This is a genomic window from Bradyrhizobium altum, from assembly GCF_020889705.1.
GTDB lineage: Bacteria > Pseudomonadota > Alphaproteobacteria > Rhizobiales > Xanthobacteraceae > Bradyrhizobium > Bradyrhizobium altum.
In genome coordinates, this window is sequence record NZ_JACMYP010000021.1 from 24281 (window position 1) to 43305 (window position 19025).

The window sequence follows — 19025 nt, forward strand, 5'->3', positions numbered from 1 at the left end:
ACAATACGCCAGGAATCTATCTTCAACCAGCCTTCGAAGGTCTGGACACCCCGAGTTCCGCGGGCCTGGAGGTCTGCCACAGGATGCCAGATTGCATTTGCATTGATTTCTTGAAAACCTCTCAGGTCGAGGTAGTCGCTTCAGGATGCAGGTACAGGCTGCAGTGGAGGATAATGGCTTCTTGTTCGTGCCGGGCTGGACTTTCCTAGGCGCCACTTACACCGCTGTTTTGGTGCAGCCGTTTATTATGGCCAGCGTTGGAAGCCCGATTAATGCTCAAATGGCAGGGATGCATAACACGTACATCGTTCCGGCAGAACTGAGCTGGAAGTTAGGTGACACCGGGTTCTTTGTGAAGGCGGGCTTAGGCATGTATGTGCCTGACGGCACGAAGACTGGTGTAAATGGTCTTGGAAACCTCGGCAATCCGTGGTGGACGTTTCAGCCGGAGGTGATCGTTTCTTATTTGAAGGACAACTGGAATCTAACTGCTAACTTTTTCGCGGAGTTCAACACCAAGAATACAATAACCGGCTACACTAGCGGCGATGTTTTTAATGCTGAGTTCACCGCAGCAAAAACAATCGGAAAATGGACGATCGGACCAGTTGCATACTATGCGGGTCAGGTTAGTGACGATACGTCGAGCGCATTTTACGGCGGCGTCATTAATGTCAATCGATATAATATCTGGGCGGCCGGCGGTCTAATCGGATACGACTTCGGCCCAGCCGCGCTCAATGTCTGGGCTTTCGACGAGGTATCTTCGCGCGCAAGGGGGCACCCCAATTGCGGGCGTTGATTCGGCCACGATTACCAAAGGCTTCAGTGCGTTTGCAAGCTTGAGCTATAGGCTATGGGCCCCTGACGCGCCGGCATCAACAGCCCTGCCCCGAATCCATAAGTGAGGGCGCCAGGCACGGCGTAGGACCGCTTCGCAAGACGTAACGCTCGACGTGAGCCGTCCGGATGACTCATGCGCACCGGACGGCTTTCCATTATTTAACGTGCTACAAGTCGAAATGGCTCTGTGGCGCGATGCGCGAACCACGCCAACGCGTACAATTCGAATTCCAGAAGCAAGTTCGAATGCAGCGCGATGAAAACCCAGCGAACCTTTAGATCATTAGGTTCGCAGTTCCAGAGTGGATTGGACTGCAGCGATCCGGCTTGGGGTCGCCGCAATCGAGCTTGAGCGTCGATAGTCTGCTGAACTGTTTGTTTTACTTCGCGGTTTGTTCGCTCGTTTCCGAGAAACGGCGGGACCTACTACTTGATGTTCTCGATCGTTAAGATCCTGACGTTCAAAATCCTTAATAACATTTATCTGGCTTACGTCAGGCTCGCCGGTGGCGATTAAACCAATCATGTCGAATCCAGAGCGGTCGCAGCATTATCCGCTCCGGCTAGATTCTGACTGGATTCTGAAACTTCCAGTATCTTTTCTGAAATACAGCGATTGTACTCTTGGAGATGATCATGACGTTCACTCAGTGAGAATGTCATGGAAAAAGCTCCGACAGTTATAGAAGTTCCTGTGTTGATTGTAGGAGGAAGCCTTGTGGGGCTTTCGGCCGCGCTATTCCTGAATTGGCACGGCGTGTCGACGCTTAACGTCGAAAGACACGGCAGCACAGCGATCCATCCACGCGCCGGCCACTTTCACCTCAGAACGCTTGAGCTTTTCCGGCAAGTTGGACTAGAGCAAGTGATTGTTCAAGCGTCCCAAGAGCAATTTGGCCGTGGCGGTGGCATCAATTCCGTCGAGAGTCTTGCCGGCAAGGAAATAGCACAATACATCGCCGACTTGAACGCCGGGGTCGAAGCGTTCAGTCCATCCAGGCGCCTTTTCCTCTCGCAGCAGAGACTTGAACCCTTGATAAGAGGCCGCGCCGAAGAGCTGGGGGCTGCTCTTCGATACGGAACCGAACTCGTTTCGTTCGATCAAGACGAAACAGGGGTGACGGCCGTCGTTAAGGACCTTGCGACCGGCGAACAAAGTACCGTGCGTGCTGCCTATATGATTGCTGCCGACGGCAACCGTAGCCCGATCCGAGAGATACTCGGTATCGACACAAGCGGGCCTGGGCATCTGTCGGACAGCATTACGATCTATTTTAAGGCTGATCTTGAGCCATATGTACGTGATCGCGAACACGGCGTGATTTATGTATTCAATGAGGAACTGCGCGGCTTCTTTCGACTGGAGAAGGCTGCACAATCTGGCTTCCTAGTGGTCAGCACGTTGGGCGACACGACGAAGCCGGGTGCCCGCGATGTTGCTCGCGGCATCACGAAGGAAAGATGTATTGCGTTGTTGCGAAGCGCTATCGGTGTGACCGACTTGGAAGTTGAGATTCTCGATGTTGCGGTCTGGAAAGCGCATGCCGTGACCGCGGCTCGTTTTAGATCGGGCCGCGTTTTCTTAGCGGGCGATGCTGCCCACGTCATGCCGCCGTCGGGAGGTTTCGGCGGCAATACTGGAATACATGACGCTCACAACATTGCTTGGAAGCTTTCACTTGTATGTCGGGGAATCGCAAGCGATGGTCTACTGGACACCTATGACACGGAACGACGTCCAATATGCGTGACTACGGTGAACCAGGCGTACAGCCGTTGGGTTCGGCGAATTGATCCAGAGTTGGGGTTAGAGGAGGCGCCGGCGCTAATGGACGATCTGACGCTCGAGATAGGTTATCGCTACCCTCCCGCGGACGGTGTAAATTATTACAGCAGTCCGCTTGCGCGACCTGCTCAAACTGGCGATAGGGCCCCCCATTTGGTTCTTGAGCAGGGTGGGCAATCGATCTCAGTGCTTGATATCTTTGGTCAGAAGTTCGTCCTTCTAGCGGGAGGCGAGGGCGATACTTGGTTGAAGGTGGGCGTGACTGCAGCAGCGAACCTTGGGGTGCCGCTTAATGCCTACCGGATCGGAGACGATAGTGACCTCATCGATCTCGACGGCTCATTTGAAGAGAGATATGGCCTGGAGGCCACCGGAGCGGTTCTAGTTCGCCCCGACGGATTCATCGCCTGGCAATCGAAGGCCACGGACACCCCAACTCTCGATAGAATGTCGAACGTTCTAAGGCGTATTGTCGGATCCTAACGCTAGAACCTCTAGCGATTACTCCGTTCGCCTTTCTGCGATCGGAAGTTTCCGGGCGTTGCTCCGACGATTTGTTTGAAGACGGACGAGAGGTGACTCTGGCTGGAAAAGCCGCTCGCCAGAGCAATTTCGACGATGGGTGTGTCGGAATATGCGAGCAACTCTTTCGCTCGCTCGATGCGCTTGAATAGTATGTATTGGTGCGGCGCGACCCCTAGTCGTTTCTTGAACACTCTGGCGAAGTATATCGGGTTCATGCTCGCGACGTGCGCCAGTTTTCCGATGGTTAACTCGCTATCGAGAAAGGCCGCGATGTAGTCGACGACGCGATTCAGATGAAATTGAGATAAATCGCCCGATTCATAGAGCCGATTTTCGAAGCTCCCGATGTGCTTGGAGGTGTATCGTTTTAATAGTTGGATCGCGATCGCATTTGCGAGCGTATCTACGTAAACCGGGTTGCTGTTCTTCTCATTCCTCAGTTCGCTGAGGACCGCCAGAACCAATTGCTCAAGAAGGCCGTCGCGAAATCCAAGCCCCGGTATGATTTCCAGCTGTTCGGGATCTCTTTCAAATACATCCGCAGCGAGTCGCTCGACAATCGTCTTTCGGATGTACACGAGGAGCACTTGGGGAGAGCCTGCAACGCGCCAGTCAGAAGACACTCCGGCGGGAATCATTCCGTGAAGCCGAGGGCTCAATCGCGCTGTTCGCGGCTTCTCACCGTCGATCCTTCGTGAAATCATCGCGGAATCGCTGAGGCAGTACGCGATACAGTGATGGTGGATCGGGGGTAGGGTATCGTGCCAAGGTTTTTCGGCCGCAACCGACGCATACAAGTTTTGCCAGCCTCGTCCGTCGCTGTGTGCCAACAGCTTGTTCTTATGTTGCAAGGCAATGCCATGCGTTTCGCGAACTGAGAACGTGCCGGCGGGAGTTAAGCTGTTGAGCATGGGGCGTTTCGTATCATCTGATGGCGACCAAGATCGAGCGCAATCGTCATTCTGACGGTTTCAACTGCCAGCGCAACCCAGAAAATAGGTCACAAAATGCCTCTTAATTGGTCCGGTTCCTGAAATATAAGGTTCGGTTCTTGGAAGAATAGATCTTTCAGGAAGACGACAGTCCGGCCGATTGTAGCCGCCTGGCATTTGACGCGGATGGGAATATGTCTGCCGAAAAAAGGAGGGTTCGGGAATGCGTGCGATTGTGATTGGAGCAGGGATGGGCGGGCTCTGTTCGGCCTTAGCCCTACGGGAATCCGGGGCATTCGATGCCATCGATGTCTTCGAACAAACGTCTGAGCCCAGCACGGCTGGCGCGGGTCTGAATATCGCCCCTAATGGTGCGCGAATTTGCAAATGGCTGGGGATCGATTTGGATGGCGGTGATCCAAAGGGCAAGCATGGGGCGATCGACGGGGGGCGTGCTGCAATCCTGGAGACTACAAGGCAGATCATGCCTGACGGCACAGTCTCCGCGCGCAAGCTCGACCATAAAACGGCGGCCGGCGACAATGCTGGGTTTCACCACATGCATCGCCTTGACCTTCTCATGTGCCTTTATAAGCGGGCAGACGATTTTGCGCCGGACAAGGGCGTAAGCTCGCCAATCTCCGTCCAGATGAACAAGCGACTCGCCGGCATCTCACAGGATGAAAACTCGGTCACCGCGACTTTTTCTGACGGTTCATCCGCTCGGGGTGACGTATTGATCGGTGCGGATGGGGTCAACTCAAAGGTCCTTCGGCTCCTTTGGCCCGATACGAAGCCGCGTCGCTGGACCGAGGTAATTTGTTATCGCGGATTAATTGCTCGAGAAGATGTGGCCAAGCTGACCAAGCAAGACGGCCGTCCGATGGACAACAATCCGATCGATTCGTTCAGCATGGACGTAATCAAGAATGATGTTGCATTCTGCATGACCTACTGGGTCAGAGGTGGAGAACTTCTCAACGTCTGGTTGGCCTACTACGAACCAAACGCCGAAGACTTTCAGGCCGACGATTGGTATCCCATCGATCATGCCGACATGATCAAGCACATGAACAAGGGATTTGGCGACGATCCTCGCAAGGAAGACGTCTTGGCCATGGCAGCGGCGATGGAGAGCCCGACGAAATGGGGTCTCTATGACCGAGATGCATTCGAGAGCTGGCACCAGGGCAGAGTATGTCTGCTCGGCGACGCCGCCCATCCGATGCTTCCGACTTTCGGCCAGGGAGCATCGCAATCCTTCGAAGATGCCGCAGCCCTCGGCAAAGCATTCGAACTCCACCGCGGAGACTACAAGACCGCGCTTATGCACTATGAGAGGGTTCGACATTATAGAGCGACACGCTTTCAGTTTATGTCGAAGTTCCTTTTCAAGCATCTGGAGCCACCGGACTCGGACGAGCGAAAAATTTTGATGAAGGCGTTGAATGAACGCGATTTTCCGGCGTTTGATCACGAAAAACGTGCGGGAGATGATGACGCCTGGATCTATGCGTTTGATGCCAGGAAAATCGGAGACAAACTTCCGACCAAGAAGTACGGCCCGTGGGACTTCCGTGATCGAAGCGCGGCCGCAGAAACCCGCAAGAAGTTGTCGCAGACTCTATGGAAGCCTTCGGTTTCCCTGAAGGGCGACAGAAAAGTAACCCGCGCCGAGGTGGCCGCTCACGGTACGTTCGATAACTGCTGGATTATCATTCGGAACAAGGTTTACGATTTCTCCGAATGGAAAGACAGGCATCCAGGAGGGCCGTTTGTAGCACGCATGTATGCAGGCAAGGATGCGACCGCGGAATTTGGTGATTACCACAGCCGGCTCGCAGAAAAGCATATGGAACATTTCTGTGTCGGCGAACTGACCGACGACTGAGTGAGATTTGCTCGGACAGGTCGCATTGCTGCGCTTGCGGCGACCGCAGCATGTTCCAGGGAACGCATCATGAGTGGACACCGTAGCAAGAGGATAGTGGTGGTTGGTTGCGGGCAGGCCGGCTTGCAAGCCGCCATCAGCCTGCGGCAGCGCGGCCACACAGGTCCGATTTCAATGATCGAGTGCGAAAGCACGGGCGCCTATCAGCGCCCGCCGTTGTCAAAGAACTTCATTTTGTCCAAGGCTGATTGCTCGGATTTAGCTATCAGGAAGGATAGTTTCTATCGAGATCAGAATATAGAACTTCTCACGGGTCGATTGGCGAGTTCCATCGACCGCGCGAGAAAAGCGGTAGTGCTCTCAGACCGAAGTGAACTCGGGTACGACTGTCTGGCACTCGCAACAGGAGCTTCCGCAAGGCCTCTGGCCGTGCAAGGAAGCGAGCATGCGCATTACCTGCGAGGATTTGAGGATGCGTTGGCCTTGCGAACGGCTTTTCGCGCGGCGCGGCAGATCGCAATTGTTGGCGGTGGATACATCGGATTGGAGTTGGCCGCATCTGCCCGGAAAATGGGCCTTGAGGTAACGGTCCTGGAGGCCGCCGACCGCGTGCTCGGTCGGGTCGTGGCTCCCGAAACTTCGCGTTTCTTTGCGGCACTTCATCGCGAGCGAGGGGCCCTCATTCAGCTTAATACCGCGATCTCTAGCATCGTTAAATCGCGATCGGGCAGGTTGCTTGTCTCCTGCGCGAATGGCTTTCAGACCGAAGTTGATGTGGTCGTTGCTGCCGTTGGAGCGATGCCCCGCACGGAACTTGCGGAAGTAGCGAACTTGGACACTGAAGGAGGGATCGTCGTCGACGTCCGCTGCCGTACTTCCGATCCGCTCATCTATGCTGCCGGCGATTGCACGTCGCAGCAGCTGCAGACGACAGGACGTTTTTCGCGAGTCGAATCAGTGCAGAACGCTATTGCGCAGGGCAATCAGGTGGCAGCGTCCATCCTTGAACTGGACGCGCCAGCACCCGATGTGCCCTGGTTCTGGTCGGACCAATACGACATGAAGCTGCAGATCGCCGGGCTATCCGTCGGGTACGATCGAATTGAGGTACATGGCGAGCCAGGCGATGGCTCGTTCAGTGTGGCCTATTTCCGGAACAGTGCGCTGATCGCTCTTGACGCAATAAATCGCCCGCAGGACTTCGTTCGCGCGCGGAAAGCGATAGGGCACTTACAGCAAAGCCTCGCTCAAGAAAATAAGGAAACCGAGGTTTCCGCACAAAATGGAGCTGGTGATGGTCCTCATCAATTTCATTGAACCGTCGGGTAACGTTCGGCAGGTGCGTGCCACGCCGGGCTGCAAGCTCAAGGATGTGGCAATCGACAACTTGGTGTCCGGGGTTGTGGCCGAATGCGGCGGGGCCTGCTCCTGCGCTACGTGCCACGTGTATATCGAGGAAGGCTTGATGGACTATGTCGGGTTGCCCGTCGGTTTGGAGGCGGAGATGCTGGAGCTTGCATTCGACGTGCGCAGGAACAGTCGGCTCAGCTGCCAAATCGCCGTCACGGAGGAGATGAATGGTATGAAAGTCGGGATACCTACCAGGCAATCCTAATCCTCATCGGCACGGGAAGCCGAAACGGTTTCGCAGTACGCAAGCGTTTATTTCTGGCCCAATAGGCGACGCCGAAGACGCCGAGGGTGACGCGAGCAAATGAGCGAAGATGGTCACGACGTAAGGATGAGCGCCTTCGGATCTCAATCGTCCCGCGGAGCTCTCTGCACCACAAATCCCCGATTATGGGTTGGTCGGATGTGCGATGGAGGTCTTGGTCCGTCAAACGTCCCGGCGAGGGAAGGAAAGCGACGATGCGGCCATTCGTTTATGCGGCCCTGCCAGGGCGCGTGGTATTTGGCTCTGGAACTCTTGCTTGCCTTAGCCGCGAGCTTGACGCACTCGGCTGTTCGCGCGCCTTGGTTTTATCGGCCCCATTTCAAAAACCCTTGGCAAATGAGGTCTCCCATCGACTGGGTGCGCATTCGGTTGGTGTGTTCACAGAAGCAGAGATGCACACGCCGATTGAGGTCACTGAACGGGCAGTTTGCCGTGTAGCGTCTTTGGGCGCCGATTCCGTCGTGTCTGTAGGGGGAGGCTCCACCACCGGACTCGGAAAAGCTATCGCGTTGCGTACCGACCTTCCCCAGATCGTCATTCCGACCACCTACGCGGGTTCCGAAGCGACGCCAATTCTCGGCGAGACGGAGGCAGGTCGCAAGACCACACAGAGAAATCGAAAGGTCCTTCCAGAAGTCATCATCTACGACGTTGATCTGACGCTGACATTACCCGTGCCGCTGTCGGTCACGTCCGGAATCAATGCATTCGCTCATGCGGCCGAAGCACTTTATGCCGCCAACGCAAATCCGGTCACATCAATGCTCGCTAAGCAGGGAATGGAAGCCATCGTCCGAGCCCTGCCACGGAGTGAAACGCAATCGTGAAGAGAAGTTCGAACGTGGAACGTTGGGGCACGCCATCAACGCAGTTTCTCCCTGTCTTGCATTGCTGGTCGCGCAGTTCGGACCAGTCGCCCTGGGAGCGAGCTTGCGGCTACCTCGCCATCAGCTGTCCGGAATGGCCCATCGAGGACATGTACATTTCGCCCCTAACCGAAGCGGATTGGACCTCGGTCCATCATCCTGGGCTATCCTAGCCCAAGCCGCTCCGGGCCACCTGGGCCGCCCGTCAAAACAGGTTCGCGCCTATCAGGTTTGCTGTTGGCTCGGTCTCCGGATCGCCGGCGTTGTCGTCGGATGACGGTGTTTGGCCGGTCGATCAGCGTGGGCCACACGTGATGATAGCTTGGGTCTTCGCGCCGAAAGGTACCAATTGGCGGGAAATGCACCTAGACCCCCTCGCTTGGTCCCGTAACCCGTTGAAATCACAGCAATGAGCCCGCCCTCCGAGCGCACCATAAACCCTCATAGATCACACCAGCCTAGCGAGGCGGAAGCAGGCTTGCCGAAAAGATCGCGCGGGGTCGGTCGCGATGCCGGATGTGAGCGCGGATCAGCCCTCAATCCAGTTGCTGCGCGACGTTAAGCAGTTTCTCTCTTAGCCACTTGTGTCCCGGATCGGTCGTATGGCGTGGGTGCCAGTACATGGCCTCGTGGATGTCCGGGACAGATATTGGGGACTCCAGCAACTTGATATCGACCGTGTCAATCAGCCTCCTGGCCGCCCGTTCCAGCACGAGGCTGACGAGCCGCGTCCCTTTGATAAGAAATGGGTTCAACAGGAAGCTTTCGACCGTCACCTCGATACGCCGTTGAACGCCGGCGTCGGCAAGATGTTGGTCGGCGAGGTTCAGCTGCCGATCGTCTCCGATGCCGTAGACGAGATGCGGGAGTTCGAGAAACTGCGTCTCGGTCAACGTATTGCCTGTGACGTCGGGGTGATTTGCATCAACGGCGCACAGCCAGCGATCGCTCAGCAGCGACGCCGTCGGATAGTCGTTCGGTCCGAAGAGTTCGATCGGCTCAATGACAATGTCCGCCTGGTTCGTCTGCAGCACGCGCGCGGCGTCGCGAGCACGAGGCAATAGATGAATCGTCACGTTCGGAGCCTCGTTCGAGATCATCCTGACGAGCGGCGTGAGCAGGACCAATCCCGCATAGTCGGACGCGCTGATCGAGAACGTCCGCGCATCGCTCGACGGGTCGAATCCAGGGCGACGCAGCAGCAGCTGTTCGACTTTGCTAAGCGATTCCTTTAGCGGGACGATGAGGTCCTCCGCACTTCGCGTGAGAGCCAGGTCGCGCCCAACGCGCACGAGCAATGGATCATGGAAGACTTCGCGCAATCGCGCGAGAGCCGCGCTCATCGCCGATTGGCTGAGACCGATGCGCTCCCCAGCCCGGCTTACGTTGCGCTCGGTGAGGAGCGCGTCGAGTATAACGAGTAGGTTGAGGTCAATACTTCGTAGGTTCACCCCAGGGCTCCCGATGAATGGGACCTCGGACCGTAACAATTTGCATCGCCATGCACTATCGGAATGAGCTCGTCCTTTGTCGGATTTCGATCGGCGGTATCTCTCATATTGCGGTTGCGAGATGTTGCCGTGCGATGTGGTGGATCTCGGCTTTTCGGCGTCCCTCGAATGGTGTCTTAACGCGCATAAGACGGATGGATCGATCCGGCCGATAGCTGGAATATTTATTATCGATTAGACGTCGGCCAGGCGCGCCACTTAGCCTCCGTGACACGAATAAGTCGCGACGAGGCTTACCATGAAGAACAACTCGGGAATTGGAAGCGACCTCGGAGTTTCGCCCTCGCAGACGACTGCGGATGCGGTGGCATTTCGGGCAGCGATGCGGCACTTCGTTGGAAGCGTTAGCGTCGTGACAACTTGGCATGGCGACAGGCCCTGGGGTATGACGATCAACTCGTTCACCTCGGTGTGCACCGAACCTCCGACGATACTGATCTGCCTGAACGGCAAGACCGTGACCGCCAGCCACGTGCAGAAAGGCGGGCGTTTCGCGGTGAATCTCCTCACTCAGGATCAGCTTCACTTATCGGAGTTCTGCTCGCGTCCTGGCGTCGACAAGTTCATCGACGGGCACGTCCTGGTGCCGGACGATGTTTCGGGCGGAAACGGGGTTCCGCGGCTGCGCGAGGCATCAGTCGTGTTCGAATGTCGGACGGTCGAGCAGCTCGTGGTCGGAAGCCATCGCATCGCGATCGCCGCAATCGAAAGCATTCATGCCTCGGCTGTCGGTCCACCGCTGCTCTACGGTCAGGGCCGCTACATGCATGGCGTCGATCTGGAGGCGCGCGCATGACGCCCGTGTCGTCTCCAAAGGAAGTCGTCAACGCGCTCTACGATGCCTACGGCCGGCACGATGACCGCGCGATCCTTGCGCTCTATTGCGATGATGCGACGCACGACGAAGTCGCGCAACTCAAGACGAAGCAGGGCTCCGCCGAGATCGCGGTGGGCATGCAGAAGCTGTTCAGCTGGCTCCCGGACGTCCGCTGGGAGGTAAAGTCCATGATTGTAGGAGGCGATGGAGCTGTCGCCGTCGCCTACGTCATGCGCGCGACCGCTCCGCAGGGGAGCGGCGCGACTGAAGCCAAGACCATTTCGTTGCGCGGAGTCCAACTGCTCGAAGTCGCAGACGGCCGGATACGCCACAGCGAAGACTACTGGGACACAGCGACGTTCCAGCGGCAAGTTTCCTAAGAACATAACAAGGAGTGAGCTATGAGAACCGGTGCCGAGTATCTTCAATCTCTACGAGACGGTCGCCGCGTCTACGTCGGTGGTGAGCTGATCGAGGACGTGACCACGCATCCCATGACGAAGGGGTATGCGAATGCCATCGCCGAATACTACGATCTTCACCTGGACCTGAAGAATCAGGACGTTGCGACCTTTGTCGACGAGAGCGGTAAGCGTCAGTCAATGCATTGGTTTCTGCCGCGGTCAAAGGAAGATGTGGTCAAGCGCCGCCAGTACTGCGACTTCCTCTGCCGTCATTTCAAGGGCGGCATCTTCACACGGCCGCCAGCCGGTATGAACGTGGTCATGTTCACCCAGGTGGATGACCAGAAGCCTTGGTCGGACAATTCGCGCTTCAGCGGCAAGAAGCGCGATCTCTCCGGCAACATTCAGCGTCAGTGGGAGGAGGTCACGTCTCAGGATCTGGCTATCTCGCCGATGTTCCTCGACGTCCAGTTCGATCGCGGCCGTGACAATGCGATGGCCGAGACGCCAATGCTGAAGATCATCGAAGAGCGCGACGACGGAATCCTTGTGCGCGGCTGGAAGGCGATCGGCACATCCGTTCCCTTCGTCAATCACCTTCTTATCGGAAACTTGTGGCGCCCCGGCCAGACCGCGGAGCAGACTGTCTACGCGCTGGTGCCGATCGCTACCAAGGGCATTTCGGTCGTGGCCCGCAAGTCGAACGCGCAGCCGGACGCAGATCCGTACGATCGTCCGTTGGCCACCATCGGTGACGAACTCGACGCGATGGTCTACTTCGATGACGTTCTCATTCCGTGGGACCGGGTACAGCACGTTGGCAATCCAGACCACGCGAAATGGTATCCGCAACGTCAATTCGATTGGGTGCATCTCGAGACCCAGATTCGTCATTGCGTCCACGCCGAACTGATGGTCGGCCTCGCTCTACTCTTGACTCAGTCGCTGGGCACCAGCACCAACCCGGTCGTCGCGGCGCAGCTCGCTGAGCTCATTCGCTTCCGCGAAACCTGCCGGGCGTTCATGATCGCCGCTGAAGAGACGGGATTCGCGACGCCCGGAGGGCTGTTCAAGCCGAACAATATCTACATCGACTTCGGTCGCGCCTACTATCTCGAGAATCAGGCCAAGATGGTGAACACCCTGATCGACTTCTGCGGTCGCGGCGTCGTTATCCAGCCGTCGAAGCGCGAGATGGAAGATCCATACATCGGTCCGAAGCTCGCCGAGGCTCTCCGCGGTGCGGAGATCAGCGCCTACGACCGCATTAAGATCTTCCGCCAGATCAGCGAGCGATTCCTGAGCGAGTGGGGCAATCGCCACGAGATGTTCGAGAAGTTCAACGGCACGCCCCTCTATCTCATTAACTTGCTGACGATGCAACGCACGGAGTATCAGGTCGATGGGCCGCTGACCGAGCTGGCGCGGCAGGTGCTCGGCTTCGGCGACACGGCGGAACTAGGGAAGCGTGCGCAGGAAGCGGAGCAGAAGTCCCACTACGCCAGCGTCCGCTTCCAGCCTGACTACGCGAAAGCCCAGGACGTCAAGAAGTCCTACATGAACGACGCGGCCGAGTAGGCGAAGCGTCACCCAAGATCGCGGAGGCCCCAGTGGGCTTTCGCGGTCCTTTCAGTGTTTTTCGAAGGTGAATGATGCCACGCTTTACTTTTCCCGGCGTGCCGACGCGCGTGGTGTTTGGTTCGCGGACCATCGAGTCGATTGGCAGCGAGGTTGAACGGCTGGATCGAAGGCGGGCGTTCGTGGTTTGCAGTGCGGCCCAGCAGCGTGAAGGCGAAATGCTCCGCGACCTTCTCGGTCGCTCCTGCAGCGACGTCTATGCGGGCGCCGTCCTGCACACTCCGACCAGTGTGACGAAGGATGCCATGCACGCCATGGTGGGCGCCATTTCCGACTGCATTGTATCGATCGGAGGAGGCTCGGCTATCGGCCTTGGCAAGGCTCTCGCGCTGCGCACTGGGATCCCGCAGATATGCGTGCCTACGACTTATGCAGGCTCGGAGATGACGCCGATCCTCGGTCAGAGGGAGGGCGCTGAGAAGACTACGGTGACCGACCCGGCGATCCTTCCGAAGGCGATCATCTACGACGTCGAACTTACGAAGTCATTGCCGGCTCGGCTTGCCGCGGCGTCGGGTCTCAACGCGATTGCTCATGCCGCTGAGGCGCTCTACGCGCAGAACGGAAATCCCATCATCAGCCTGTTTGCTCAGGAAGGCATCGCAGCGTTGATCCGATCGCTGCCGCAGATGGTATCGGATCCGACAGCCGTTCAAAGTCGGTCCGATGCGCTGTACGGCGCGTGGCTTTGTGGCGTCTGCTTGGGGGCAGTCGGGATGGCTCTTCACCACAAACTTTGTCACGTTGTGGCCGGCTCCTTCGATTTGCCGCACGCGGAGACGCACGCGATCCTGCTTCCCTATGCGCTTGCGTACAATCTGGAGGCGACGCCGACGGCCCTGGAGGCGCTACGAACGGCCACCGGTTCGAACGATCCAGCCAGAAAGATCTACGACCTTTCGCGAGCGTTGGAGTTGCCGGCGTCGCTGGGCGAGCTCGGCTTCGGAGAGGACAATATCGATCGAGCCACGAAGCTCACGATGGAGAACTCGTACTGGAATCCCCGGCCTTTCGACCACTCGGCGATCCGGGAGATACTGCGCGCGGCGTGCGACGGTCGTCCGCCGAAGACGATCCAGGTGGACGACTACAGGATTTGACGGGACCTCACCAGAAAGAGTTGGACAGGGAACTATGCGAAACTTTGACGAGATCACGATCACCGAGGCGGTCATCAACCGTCTTTCAGGCGCAAGCGACAGACGGGCGGCTGAGATCAGCGCTGCGTTGGTCCGGCATCTCCATGCATTCGTGAGGGAGGTGCGGCCAACCATCGAGGAATGGGAGAGGGGGATCGCGTTCCTGACCAATACCGGCAAAATATGCAGTGACACTCGTCAGGAGTTCGTGCTCCTGTCAGATACGCTCGGGGCCTCGATGCTCGTGGATGCCATTAATCACGGAGCAGCCCAGGGCGTCACGGAGTCGACGGTGCTTGGGCCCTTTTACGTCGAGGGGCCACCCGAGAAAGAGTGCGGGGAAAACATCTCTGGCGGTCTCGAAGGTGACCCGCTCATCGTCACGGGAACCGTGAATGCTCCGGACGGCACTCCGATCAAGGGCGCCGTCGTCGATGTCTGGCATTCGGACGGCGATGGCTACTACGATGTCCAGCAACTCGAGGAGACTGGTAGCCTAGCAATGAGGGCCCGGTTCTCCACGAACGGAGATGGGAGGTTCAGCTTCTGGAGTATTAAGCCGGCGGCATATCCCATTCCTCACGACGGTCCTGTCGGAGCCATGTTAGAGAAGCAGGGACGGCATCCGTGGCGACCGGCGCACATCCACTTCATGATTTCGGCGCCCGGCTATCAGAAATTGGTGACGCACGTATTCGCGGAAGGCGACGAGTATCTCGACACCGACGTCGTCTTCGGCGTCAAGGACAGCCTGGTGAGAGAGTTCATCGAGATGCCGGCGGGGCCGGCGCCGGACGGCCTCATCCAGAACTCGCCCTTTTTCCATCTGCACTACGACTTCGGCTTGCACTTATCTTGAGGCTCGATTTTTCGATCAGTCGACATGCGCGCCAAAATGGGCACCAGCAATCGAAGCGGCGTTTCGTCACTAACTCGCTCAGGACTATCTGTGCCTCATGGAGTTTGCTCGCGCCTAGCGACCTCGAACAAACCTCTCCGGCCCGTCTCGAACGTTCGGCTTTTTTGAACGATCCGTTCAACTTTGACCTTCTTCCCAAAGACGTCGAGTCAGTGCGAACTGTTCCGGACTGGTTTGGATCGGTTATCGCAAGCACGTCACTGATGGCGGAGGAAAAATCCGCCACGACATACTGTGAGAATGTTCTTGGGGGCCGCGGACGGACCGTAGCTTCCGAAATTGGGGGGAAGTGATCAATGTTTGTTGGAAGGATTCCACTCCATCGCCGGTCGTTGCTTCAAGCGGCCGGCGCGACCGTCGCGCTGACCGCGGTAGGAGGGCTGCCGCGGGTAGCGTTCGCCGTACCGAAGACCATCAAGGTCGGCTTGGTGATGCCGGCGACCGGTCCGCTTGCGTTCTTCTGTGAGCACGTTCCGTTCACGCTCGGCCAGCTAAAGCAGACGCTCGGCGGAAAGATCAAGATCCACGGGACCGAGCATCCGTACGAGATCGTGGTCAAAGATAGTCAGTCCAGCCCCAACCGCGCCGCCGAGGTGACGCAAGAGCTCATTCTCAAGGACAAGGTCGATCTCGTGGTGGGGTTCGCGACACCGGAGACGGTCAATCCGGTGTCGGATCAGTGCGAAGCCAACGGCATCCCTTGCATTACGAGCGGCGCACCCCTCGAGCCTTACTTCTTCGGCCGCAAGGGTGATCCGAAGAAGGGCTTCGACTGGACTTACCACTTCTTCTTCAGCGGCCAGGGATTGGTCGGATCACTCGTTCCGTTTTTCAATCGGCTGGATACCAACAAGAGAGTGGGTGGCTTGTGGCCCAACGATGGTGACGGCCTCGCCCAGTCTGACAAAGAACGTGGCTTTCCCGCCTTCTATGGTCAGCATGGCTTCAGCGTAGTGGACCCGGGCCGCTTCGATATGCCGGCAAGCAACTACAATTCCCAGATCGCAGCTTTCAAGGCTGCCGACGTGCAGATCATCAGTGGCGTGGTGCCGCCGCCTGAGTTCACCACCTTTTGGAATGGGGCGGCGCAGCAAGGCTTCAAGCCGCGGGTTGTATTTGTCGGTAAGGCGCTCGAGTTCCCCCCAGCAATTACCCCGCTCGGGGACCGTGCTATCGGGCTGACTACCGAGGTGTGGTGGTCGAAATTCCATCCCTACGTTTCCGGCCTCAATGGACAGAGCTCGGCGCAGCTCGCGGACGCGTACGAGAAAGCATCGAGCCGCCAGTGGTCGCTCCCGCTGGGCTTCCCACATGCATTATTTGAGTTGGTTTTCGACGTTCTTAAGCGGACCCAGGATCTGGCCAATGCGGCGTCGATCCGGGATGCCATCAAGGCTACCGACTACAAGTCGATCGTTGGACCGATCAACTTCAACAAGGGGCCGTTCCCGAACTGCGCCCAGACGCCACTCGTCATCGGCCAATGGGATAAAGGCAAGAAGTACCCTTACGAGATGACCATCGTGGACAACTCCACGGCAAAGGACATCCCGGTGGGCGGCGAGCCGCATCCAATCAAGTACGCCTGACGTTCCGTCCGCGTCGGAATCGCGCCGGCGCGGCCCGCTTCGGTCCGGTGAAACGTCACTCGTCTCGCAAGATTTCCGCGGATTGGTCTGATCGTCAGATCGGTGCCAGTCCTCGGCTTGCTGCCTGGCTGAGCCCGCGACCAGCAAGAGACCGGTCTGCGCCTCAGCTAATGGACATCACGAACTCATGCTCAAGCTTGTCGACGTCTCGAAGCGGTTTGGCGCTCTCTCGGTCCTTCAGAATCTCGATTTGACGGTAGCTGCCGGTAATGTGCTTGGCGTGATCGGCCCTAACGGCGCCGGCAAGACCACGCTGTTTAATATCATTGCCGGTGCGCAGGTGCCGAGTGCAGGCCAAGTCCACCTGGACGACCGCGACATCACCCACGTCAAGGTGTGGGACCGCTGTCGCCTCGGCATCGGCCGTACCTACCAGGTGCCAAAGCCCTTCACCCACATGAGCGTGTTCGAGAACGTCATGGTGGCCGCCGTGCATGGCGGTCGCATGGGGATCCGCGCCGCCAAGGAGCAGGCCCAGCACGTTATCGAACTCACCGGGCTCATACACCGGCTGCGTACACCGGCCGGCCATCTCTCCTTGCTTGATCTCAAGCGGCTAGAGCTCGCGAAGGCACTGGCTCAGAAGCCGCGGCTTCTGCTGCTCGACGAGATTGCCGGCGGCCTCACCGAGTCTGAGTGCGATACCTTGCTCGAGATCGTTAAGACTGCGCGCGACCAGGGCGCCACCATAGTCTGGATCGAGCACGTGCTGCATGCGCTGCGCCGGATCGCAACCCGGCTTGCGGTGTTGCACGGCGGCACCATCATCTCCAGCGGTGCGCCAGACGAGGTGCTCGCCGACAGTCGCGTCAAGGAAGTCTATCTTGGCGTGTGAGGGCACCATATGACCGCCAGTCCGCTACTCTCGATCGAGAACTTGTCAGTCTACCACGGTCAGTTCCGTGCCCTGACCAACGTCAGCATCACGCTTGGCGCCGGCGAGGTGGTCTCGATCATCGGAGCCAATGGCGCCGGCAAATCGTCGCTTCTCAAGACGATCGTCGGCCAGGTCGATCGAACTGAAGGCGCGATCCGCTTCGAGGGCGCTGACCTTCGTGGCACACACACCGCTGATATCGTCCGCAGCGGGGTCGCGCTGGTACCTGAAGGTCGCCGGTTATTTCCCTCGCTTACGGTGGAAGAAAACCTTGAGATTGGCTGGGAAGTCGGCCGTCGCGGCGACATCGGTTTCGACGACGTCTACCGGTTCTTCCCGGTACTGAAGGAGAAGCGCCGGCAGCTCTCGCGCGAGCTCTCTGGGGGCCAGCAGCAGATGGTCGCGGTCGGCCGTGCGCTGCTCGCCAACCCCAAACTGATGCTGTGCGATGAGATTAGCCTTGGACTTGCGCCGACCATTATCAAGGATCTCTACCAAATCATCCCGACCGTCCGCGACCGCGGCATCAGCATTCTCGTAGTCGAGCAGGACATCAGTCGGTCGCTCGCAGTCGCCGACCGCTTTTACTGCCTACTTGAGGGCAGGGTGAATCTCTCCGGGCGTCCGGCCGACGTCACCCACGACACCGTCGTCAAACACTATTTTGGACTCTAGCCACATGGTCGAAATCTGGACGAATCAGATCTTACAGGGCGTGCTGCTCGGGGGCCTGTACGCGCTGTTCGCGATAGGGCTCTCGCTCTCGGTCGGCGTGATGCGCTTCGTCAACATCGCCCACGGTGACCTGATCGTGATGATCTCGTTCGTGCTTCTGTCGCTGACCGGCGGCCTCGGATTGCCGACGCTCGCCGCGGTAGCGATTGTGATCCCGATCTCGTTTGTCGGGGGCTACCTCCTGCAGCGCCTGCTACTGCAACGGGTGCTCGGTAAGGATGTGCTGTCGATCATCCTCGTCACCTTTGGCCTCTCGATTGTCATCCAAAACGCCCTGCAGGGCGTCTACGGGGCTGACATCCGGAAAGTCGGTGGCGGCGCGATCGAGACCGCAACTATTCCGCTAAGCGGCAACATCAATGTCGGCGTGCTGCCGCTGGTAATCTTCATCTCGGCCACGCTGCTGATTTGGCTGCTCGACCTGCTGCTCTACCGTAGTCGGATCGGTGCGCGGATTCGCGCGGTGTCCGACAGCGTCGCAACCGCCGATCTCGTCGGCCTGCGTTCGGCGCGGATTTACGCCATCGCGATGGCAATCGTCGGCGCCACCATGGCGATCTCGGCGGGCTTTATGGCGATCTGGACCAATTTCGATCCGACCAGCGGCCCGAGCCGACTCCTAATAGCGTTCGAGGCGGTGGTGCTTGGCGGCCTCGGCAATCTATGGGGCACGCTGATCGGCGGCATCATTATCGGCGTCGCCCAGGCGGTCGGAGCCCAGTTTGATGCGGCCTGGCAAGTGCTGGCGGGTCACATCGTGTTCTTGGCGATCTTTCTGACACGGCCGCAGGGCCTGTTTCCCAAATACTGAGGACGAC

The 19025-nt window shown here is 58.1% G+C and carries 16 protein-coding genes and 1 pseudogene; 15 read left to right on the plus strand and 2 right to left on the minus strand.

Going from position 1 to position 19025, the window contains the following annotated elements; genetic code table 11:
- The first annotated feature begins 145 nt into the window (after positions 1–145).
- Positions 146–802, plus strand: coding sequence for a SphA family protein (locus H8B02_RS08740; protein WP_229165827.1), 657 nt, complete (start codon positions 146–148; stop codon positions 800–802).
- Between the two features lie 702 nt (positions 803–1504).
- Positions 1505–3112, plus strand: coding sequence for an FAD-dependent monooxygenase (locus tag H8B02_RS08745; RefSeq protein ID WP_229165828.1), 1608 nt, complete (start codon positions 1505–1507; stop codon positions 3110–3112).
- Between the two features lie 11 nt (positions 3113–3123).
- On the opposite strand, the gene H8B02_RS08750 is transcribed toward H8B02_RS08745, so the two are convergent.
- Positions 3124–4065: an AraC family transcriptional regulator gene (locus H8B02_RS08750; RefSeq protein WP_229165829.1), complete on the minus strand. Its 942-nt coding sequence runs from the start codon at positions 4063–4065 to the stop codon at positions 3124–3126.
- A gap of 244 nt (positions 4066–4309) precedes the next feature.
- Between H8B02_RS08750 and H8B02_RS08755 the strand changes: the two genes are divergently transcribed.
- The 4 genes and pseudogenes from H8B02_RS08755 to H8B02_RS08770 form a co-directional block, all read left to right on the plus strand.
- Positions 4310–5977, plus strand: a complete 1668-nt coding sequence (locus H8B02_RS08755) for a cytochrome b5 domain-containing protein (protein ID WP_229165830.1) — start codon at positions 4310–4312, stop codon at positions 5975–5977.
- 69 nt (positions 5978–6046) lie between these two features.
- Entirely contained in the window at positions 6047–7294 is a 1248-nt protein-coding gene (locus H8B02_RS08760) for an NAD(P)/FAD-dependent oxidoreductase (protein ID WP_229165831.1), read from the plus strand.
- Positions 7272–7592, plus strand: a complete 321-nt coding sequence (locus H8B02_RS08765; protein WP_229165832.1) for a 2Fe-2S iron-sulfur cluster-binding protein — start codon at positions 7272–7274, stop codon at positions 7590–7592. Before H8B02_RS08760 ends, H8B02_RS08765 begins: the two co-directional genes overlap by 23 nt.
- 254 nt (positions 7593–7846) lie before the next feature.
- A pseudogene (locus H8B02_RS08770) lies at positions 7847–8458 on the plus strand (iron-containing alcohol dehydrogenase); the annotation flags it as partial.
- 596 nt (positions 8459–9054) lie between these two features.
- On the opposite strand, the gene H8B02_RS08775 reads toward H8B02_RS08770, so the two are convergent.
- Positions 9055–9969, minus strand: a complete 915-nt coding sequence (locus H8B02_RS08775; protein ID WP_229165833.1) for a LysR family transcriptional regulator — start codon at positions 9967–9969, stop codon at positions 9055–9057.
- Positions 9970–10351: 382 nt separating this feature from the next.
- On the opposite strand from H8B02_RS08775, the gene H8B02_RS08780 reads away from it, so the two are divergent.
- From H8B02_RS08780 to H8B02_RS08820, 9 genes are all read left to right on the plus strand, one after another.
- Positions 10352–10825 carry a flavin reductase family protein gene (locus tag H8B02_RS08780; protein ID WP_229165855.1) on the plus strand — a complete coding sequence of 158 codons (474 nt, stop codon included), beginning with the start codon at positions 10352–10354 and terminating at the stop codon, positions 10823–10825.
- Positions 10822–11226, plus strand: coding sequence for a nuclear transport factor 2 family protein (locus tag H8B02_RS08785; protein ID WP_229165834.1), 405 nt, complete (start codon positions 10822–10824; stop codon positions 11224–11226). The genes H8B02_RS08780 and H8B02_RS08785 overlap by 4 nt, the downstream gene beginning before the upstream one ends.
- A 21-nt stretch (positions 11227–11247) precedes the next feature.
- Positions 11248–12828: a 4-hydroxyphenylacetate 3-hydroxylase family protein gene (locus H8B02_RS08790; RefSeq protein WP_229165835.1), complete on the plus strand. Its 1581-nt coding sequence runs from the start codon at positions 11248–11250 to the stop codon at positions 12826–12828.
- 74 nt (positions 12829–12902) lie between these two features.
- A complete protein-coding gene (locus H8B02_RS08795) occupies positions 12903–13988 on the plus strand; it encodes a maleylacetate reductase (protein ID WP_376711625.1) in 1086 nt (361 codons plus the stop codon).
- A gap of 34 nt (positions 13989–14022) precedes the next feature.
- Entirely contained in the window at positions 14023–14886 is an 864-nt protein-coding gene (locus tag H8B02_RS08800; RefSeq protein WP_229165837.1) for an intradiol ring-cleavage dioxygenase, read from the plus strand.
- A gap of 356 nt (positions 14887–15242) precedes the next feature.
- Positions 15243–16535, plus strand: a complete 1293-nt coding sequence (locus H8B02_RS08805; RefSeq protein ID WP_229165838.1) for an ABC transporter substrate-binding protein — start codon at positions 15243–15245, stop codon at positions 16533–16535.
- A gap of 187 nt (positions 16536–16722) precedes the next feature.
- On the plus strand, positions 16723–17430 hold the full coding sequence (locus H8B02_RS08810; RefSeq protein WP_229165839.1) for an ABC transporter ATP-binding protein: 708 nt from the start codon (positions 16723–16725) through the stop codon (positions 17428–17430).
- A 9-nt stretch (positions 17431–17439) separates the two neighbouring features.
- Entirely contained in the window at positions 17440–18147 is a 708-nt protein-coding gene (locus H8B02_RS08815; protein WP_229165840.1) for an ABC transporter ATP-binding protein, read from the plus strand.
- Between the two features lie 4 nt (positions 18148–18151).
- Positions 18152–19018 (plus strand): branched-chain amino acid ABC transporter permease, encoded by an 867-nt coding sequence (locus H8B02_RS08820; protein WP_229165841.1) that lies wholly within the window; start codon positions 18152–18154, stop codon positions 19016–19018.
- Positions 19019–19025: the final 7 nt, after the last annotated feature.

Excerpts from the sequence above, each read along its gene's own strand:
- H8B02_RS08800 (WP_229165837.1), top strand. The coding sequence starts at position 14,023 with ATGCGAAACTTTGACGAGATCACGATCACCGAGGCGGTCATCAACCGT.
- H8B02_RS08815 (WP_229165840.1), top strand. The coding sequence starts at position 17,440 with ATGACCGCCAGTCCGCTACTCTCGATCGAGAACTTGTCAGTCTACCAC.
- H8B02_RS08795 (WP_376711625.1), top strand. The coding sequence starts at position 12,903 with ATGCCACGCTTTACTTTTCCCGGCGTGCCGACGCGCGTGGTGTTTGGT.
- H8B02_RS08755 (WP_229165830.1), top strand. The coding sequence starts at position 4,310 with ATGCGTGCGATTGTGATTGGAGCAGGGATGGGCGGGCTCTGTTCGGCC.
- H8B02_RS08745 (WP_229165828.1), top strand. The coding sequence starts at position 1,505 with ATGGAAAAAGCTCCGACAGTTATAGAAGTTCCTGTGTTGATTGTAGGA.
- H8B02_RS08785 (WP_229165834.1), top strand. The coding sequence starts at position 10,822 with ATGACGCCCGTGTCGTCTCCAAAGGAAGTCGTCAACGCGCTCTACGAT.
- H8B02_RS08810 (WP_229165839.1), top strand. The coding sequence starts at position 16,723 with ATGCTCAAGCTTGTCGACGTCTCGAAGCGGTTTGGCGCTCTCTCGGTC.
- H8B02_RS08750 (WP_229165829.1), bottom strand. The coding sequence starts at position 4,065 with ATGCTCAACAGCTTAACTCCCGCCGGCACGTTCTCAGTTCGCGAAACG.
- H8B02_RS08765 (WP_229165832.1), top strand. The coding sequence starts at position 7,272 with ATGGTCCTCATCAATTTCATTGAACCGTCGGGTAACGTTCGGCAGGTG.
- H8B02_RS08820 (WP_229165841.1), top strand. The coding sequence starts at position 18,152 with ATGGTCGAAATCTGGACGAATCAGATCTTACAGGGCGTGCTGCTCGGG.
- H8B02_RS08780 (WP_229165855.1), top strand. The coding sequence starts at position 10,352 with ATGCGGCACTTCGTTGGAAGCGTTAGCGTCGTGACAACTTGGCATGGC.
- H8B02_RS08790 (WP_229165835.1), top strand. The coding sequence starts at position 11,248 with ATGAGAACCGGTGCCGAGTATCTTCAATCTCTACGAGACGGTCGCCGC.
- H8B02_RS08740 (WP_229165827.1), top strand. The coding sequence starts at position 146 with ATGCAGGTACAGGCTGCAGTGGAGGATAATGGCTTCTTGTTCGTGCCG.
- H8B02_RS08760 (WP_229165831.1), top strand. The coding sequence starts at position 6,047 with ATGAGTGGACACCGTAGCAAGAGGATAGTGGTGGTTGGTTGCGGGCAG.
- H8B02_RS08805 (WP_229165838.1), top strand. The coding sequence starts at position 15,243 with ATGTTTGTTGGAAGGATTCCACTCCATCGCCGGTCGTTGCTTCAAGCG.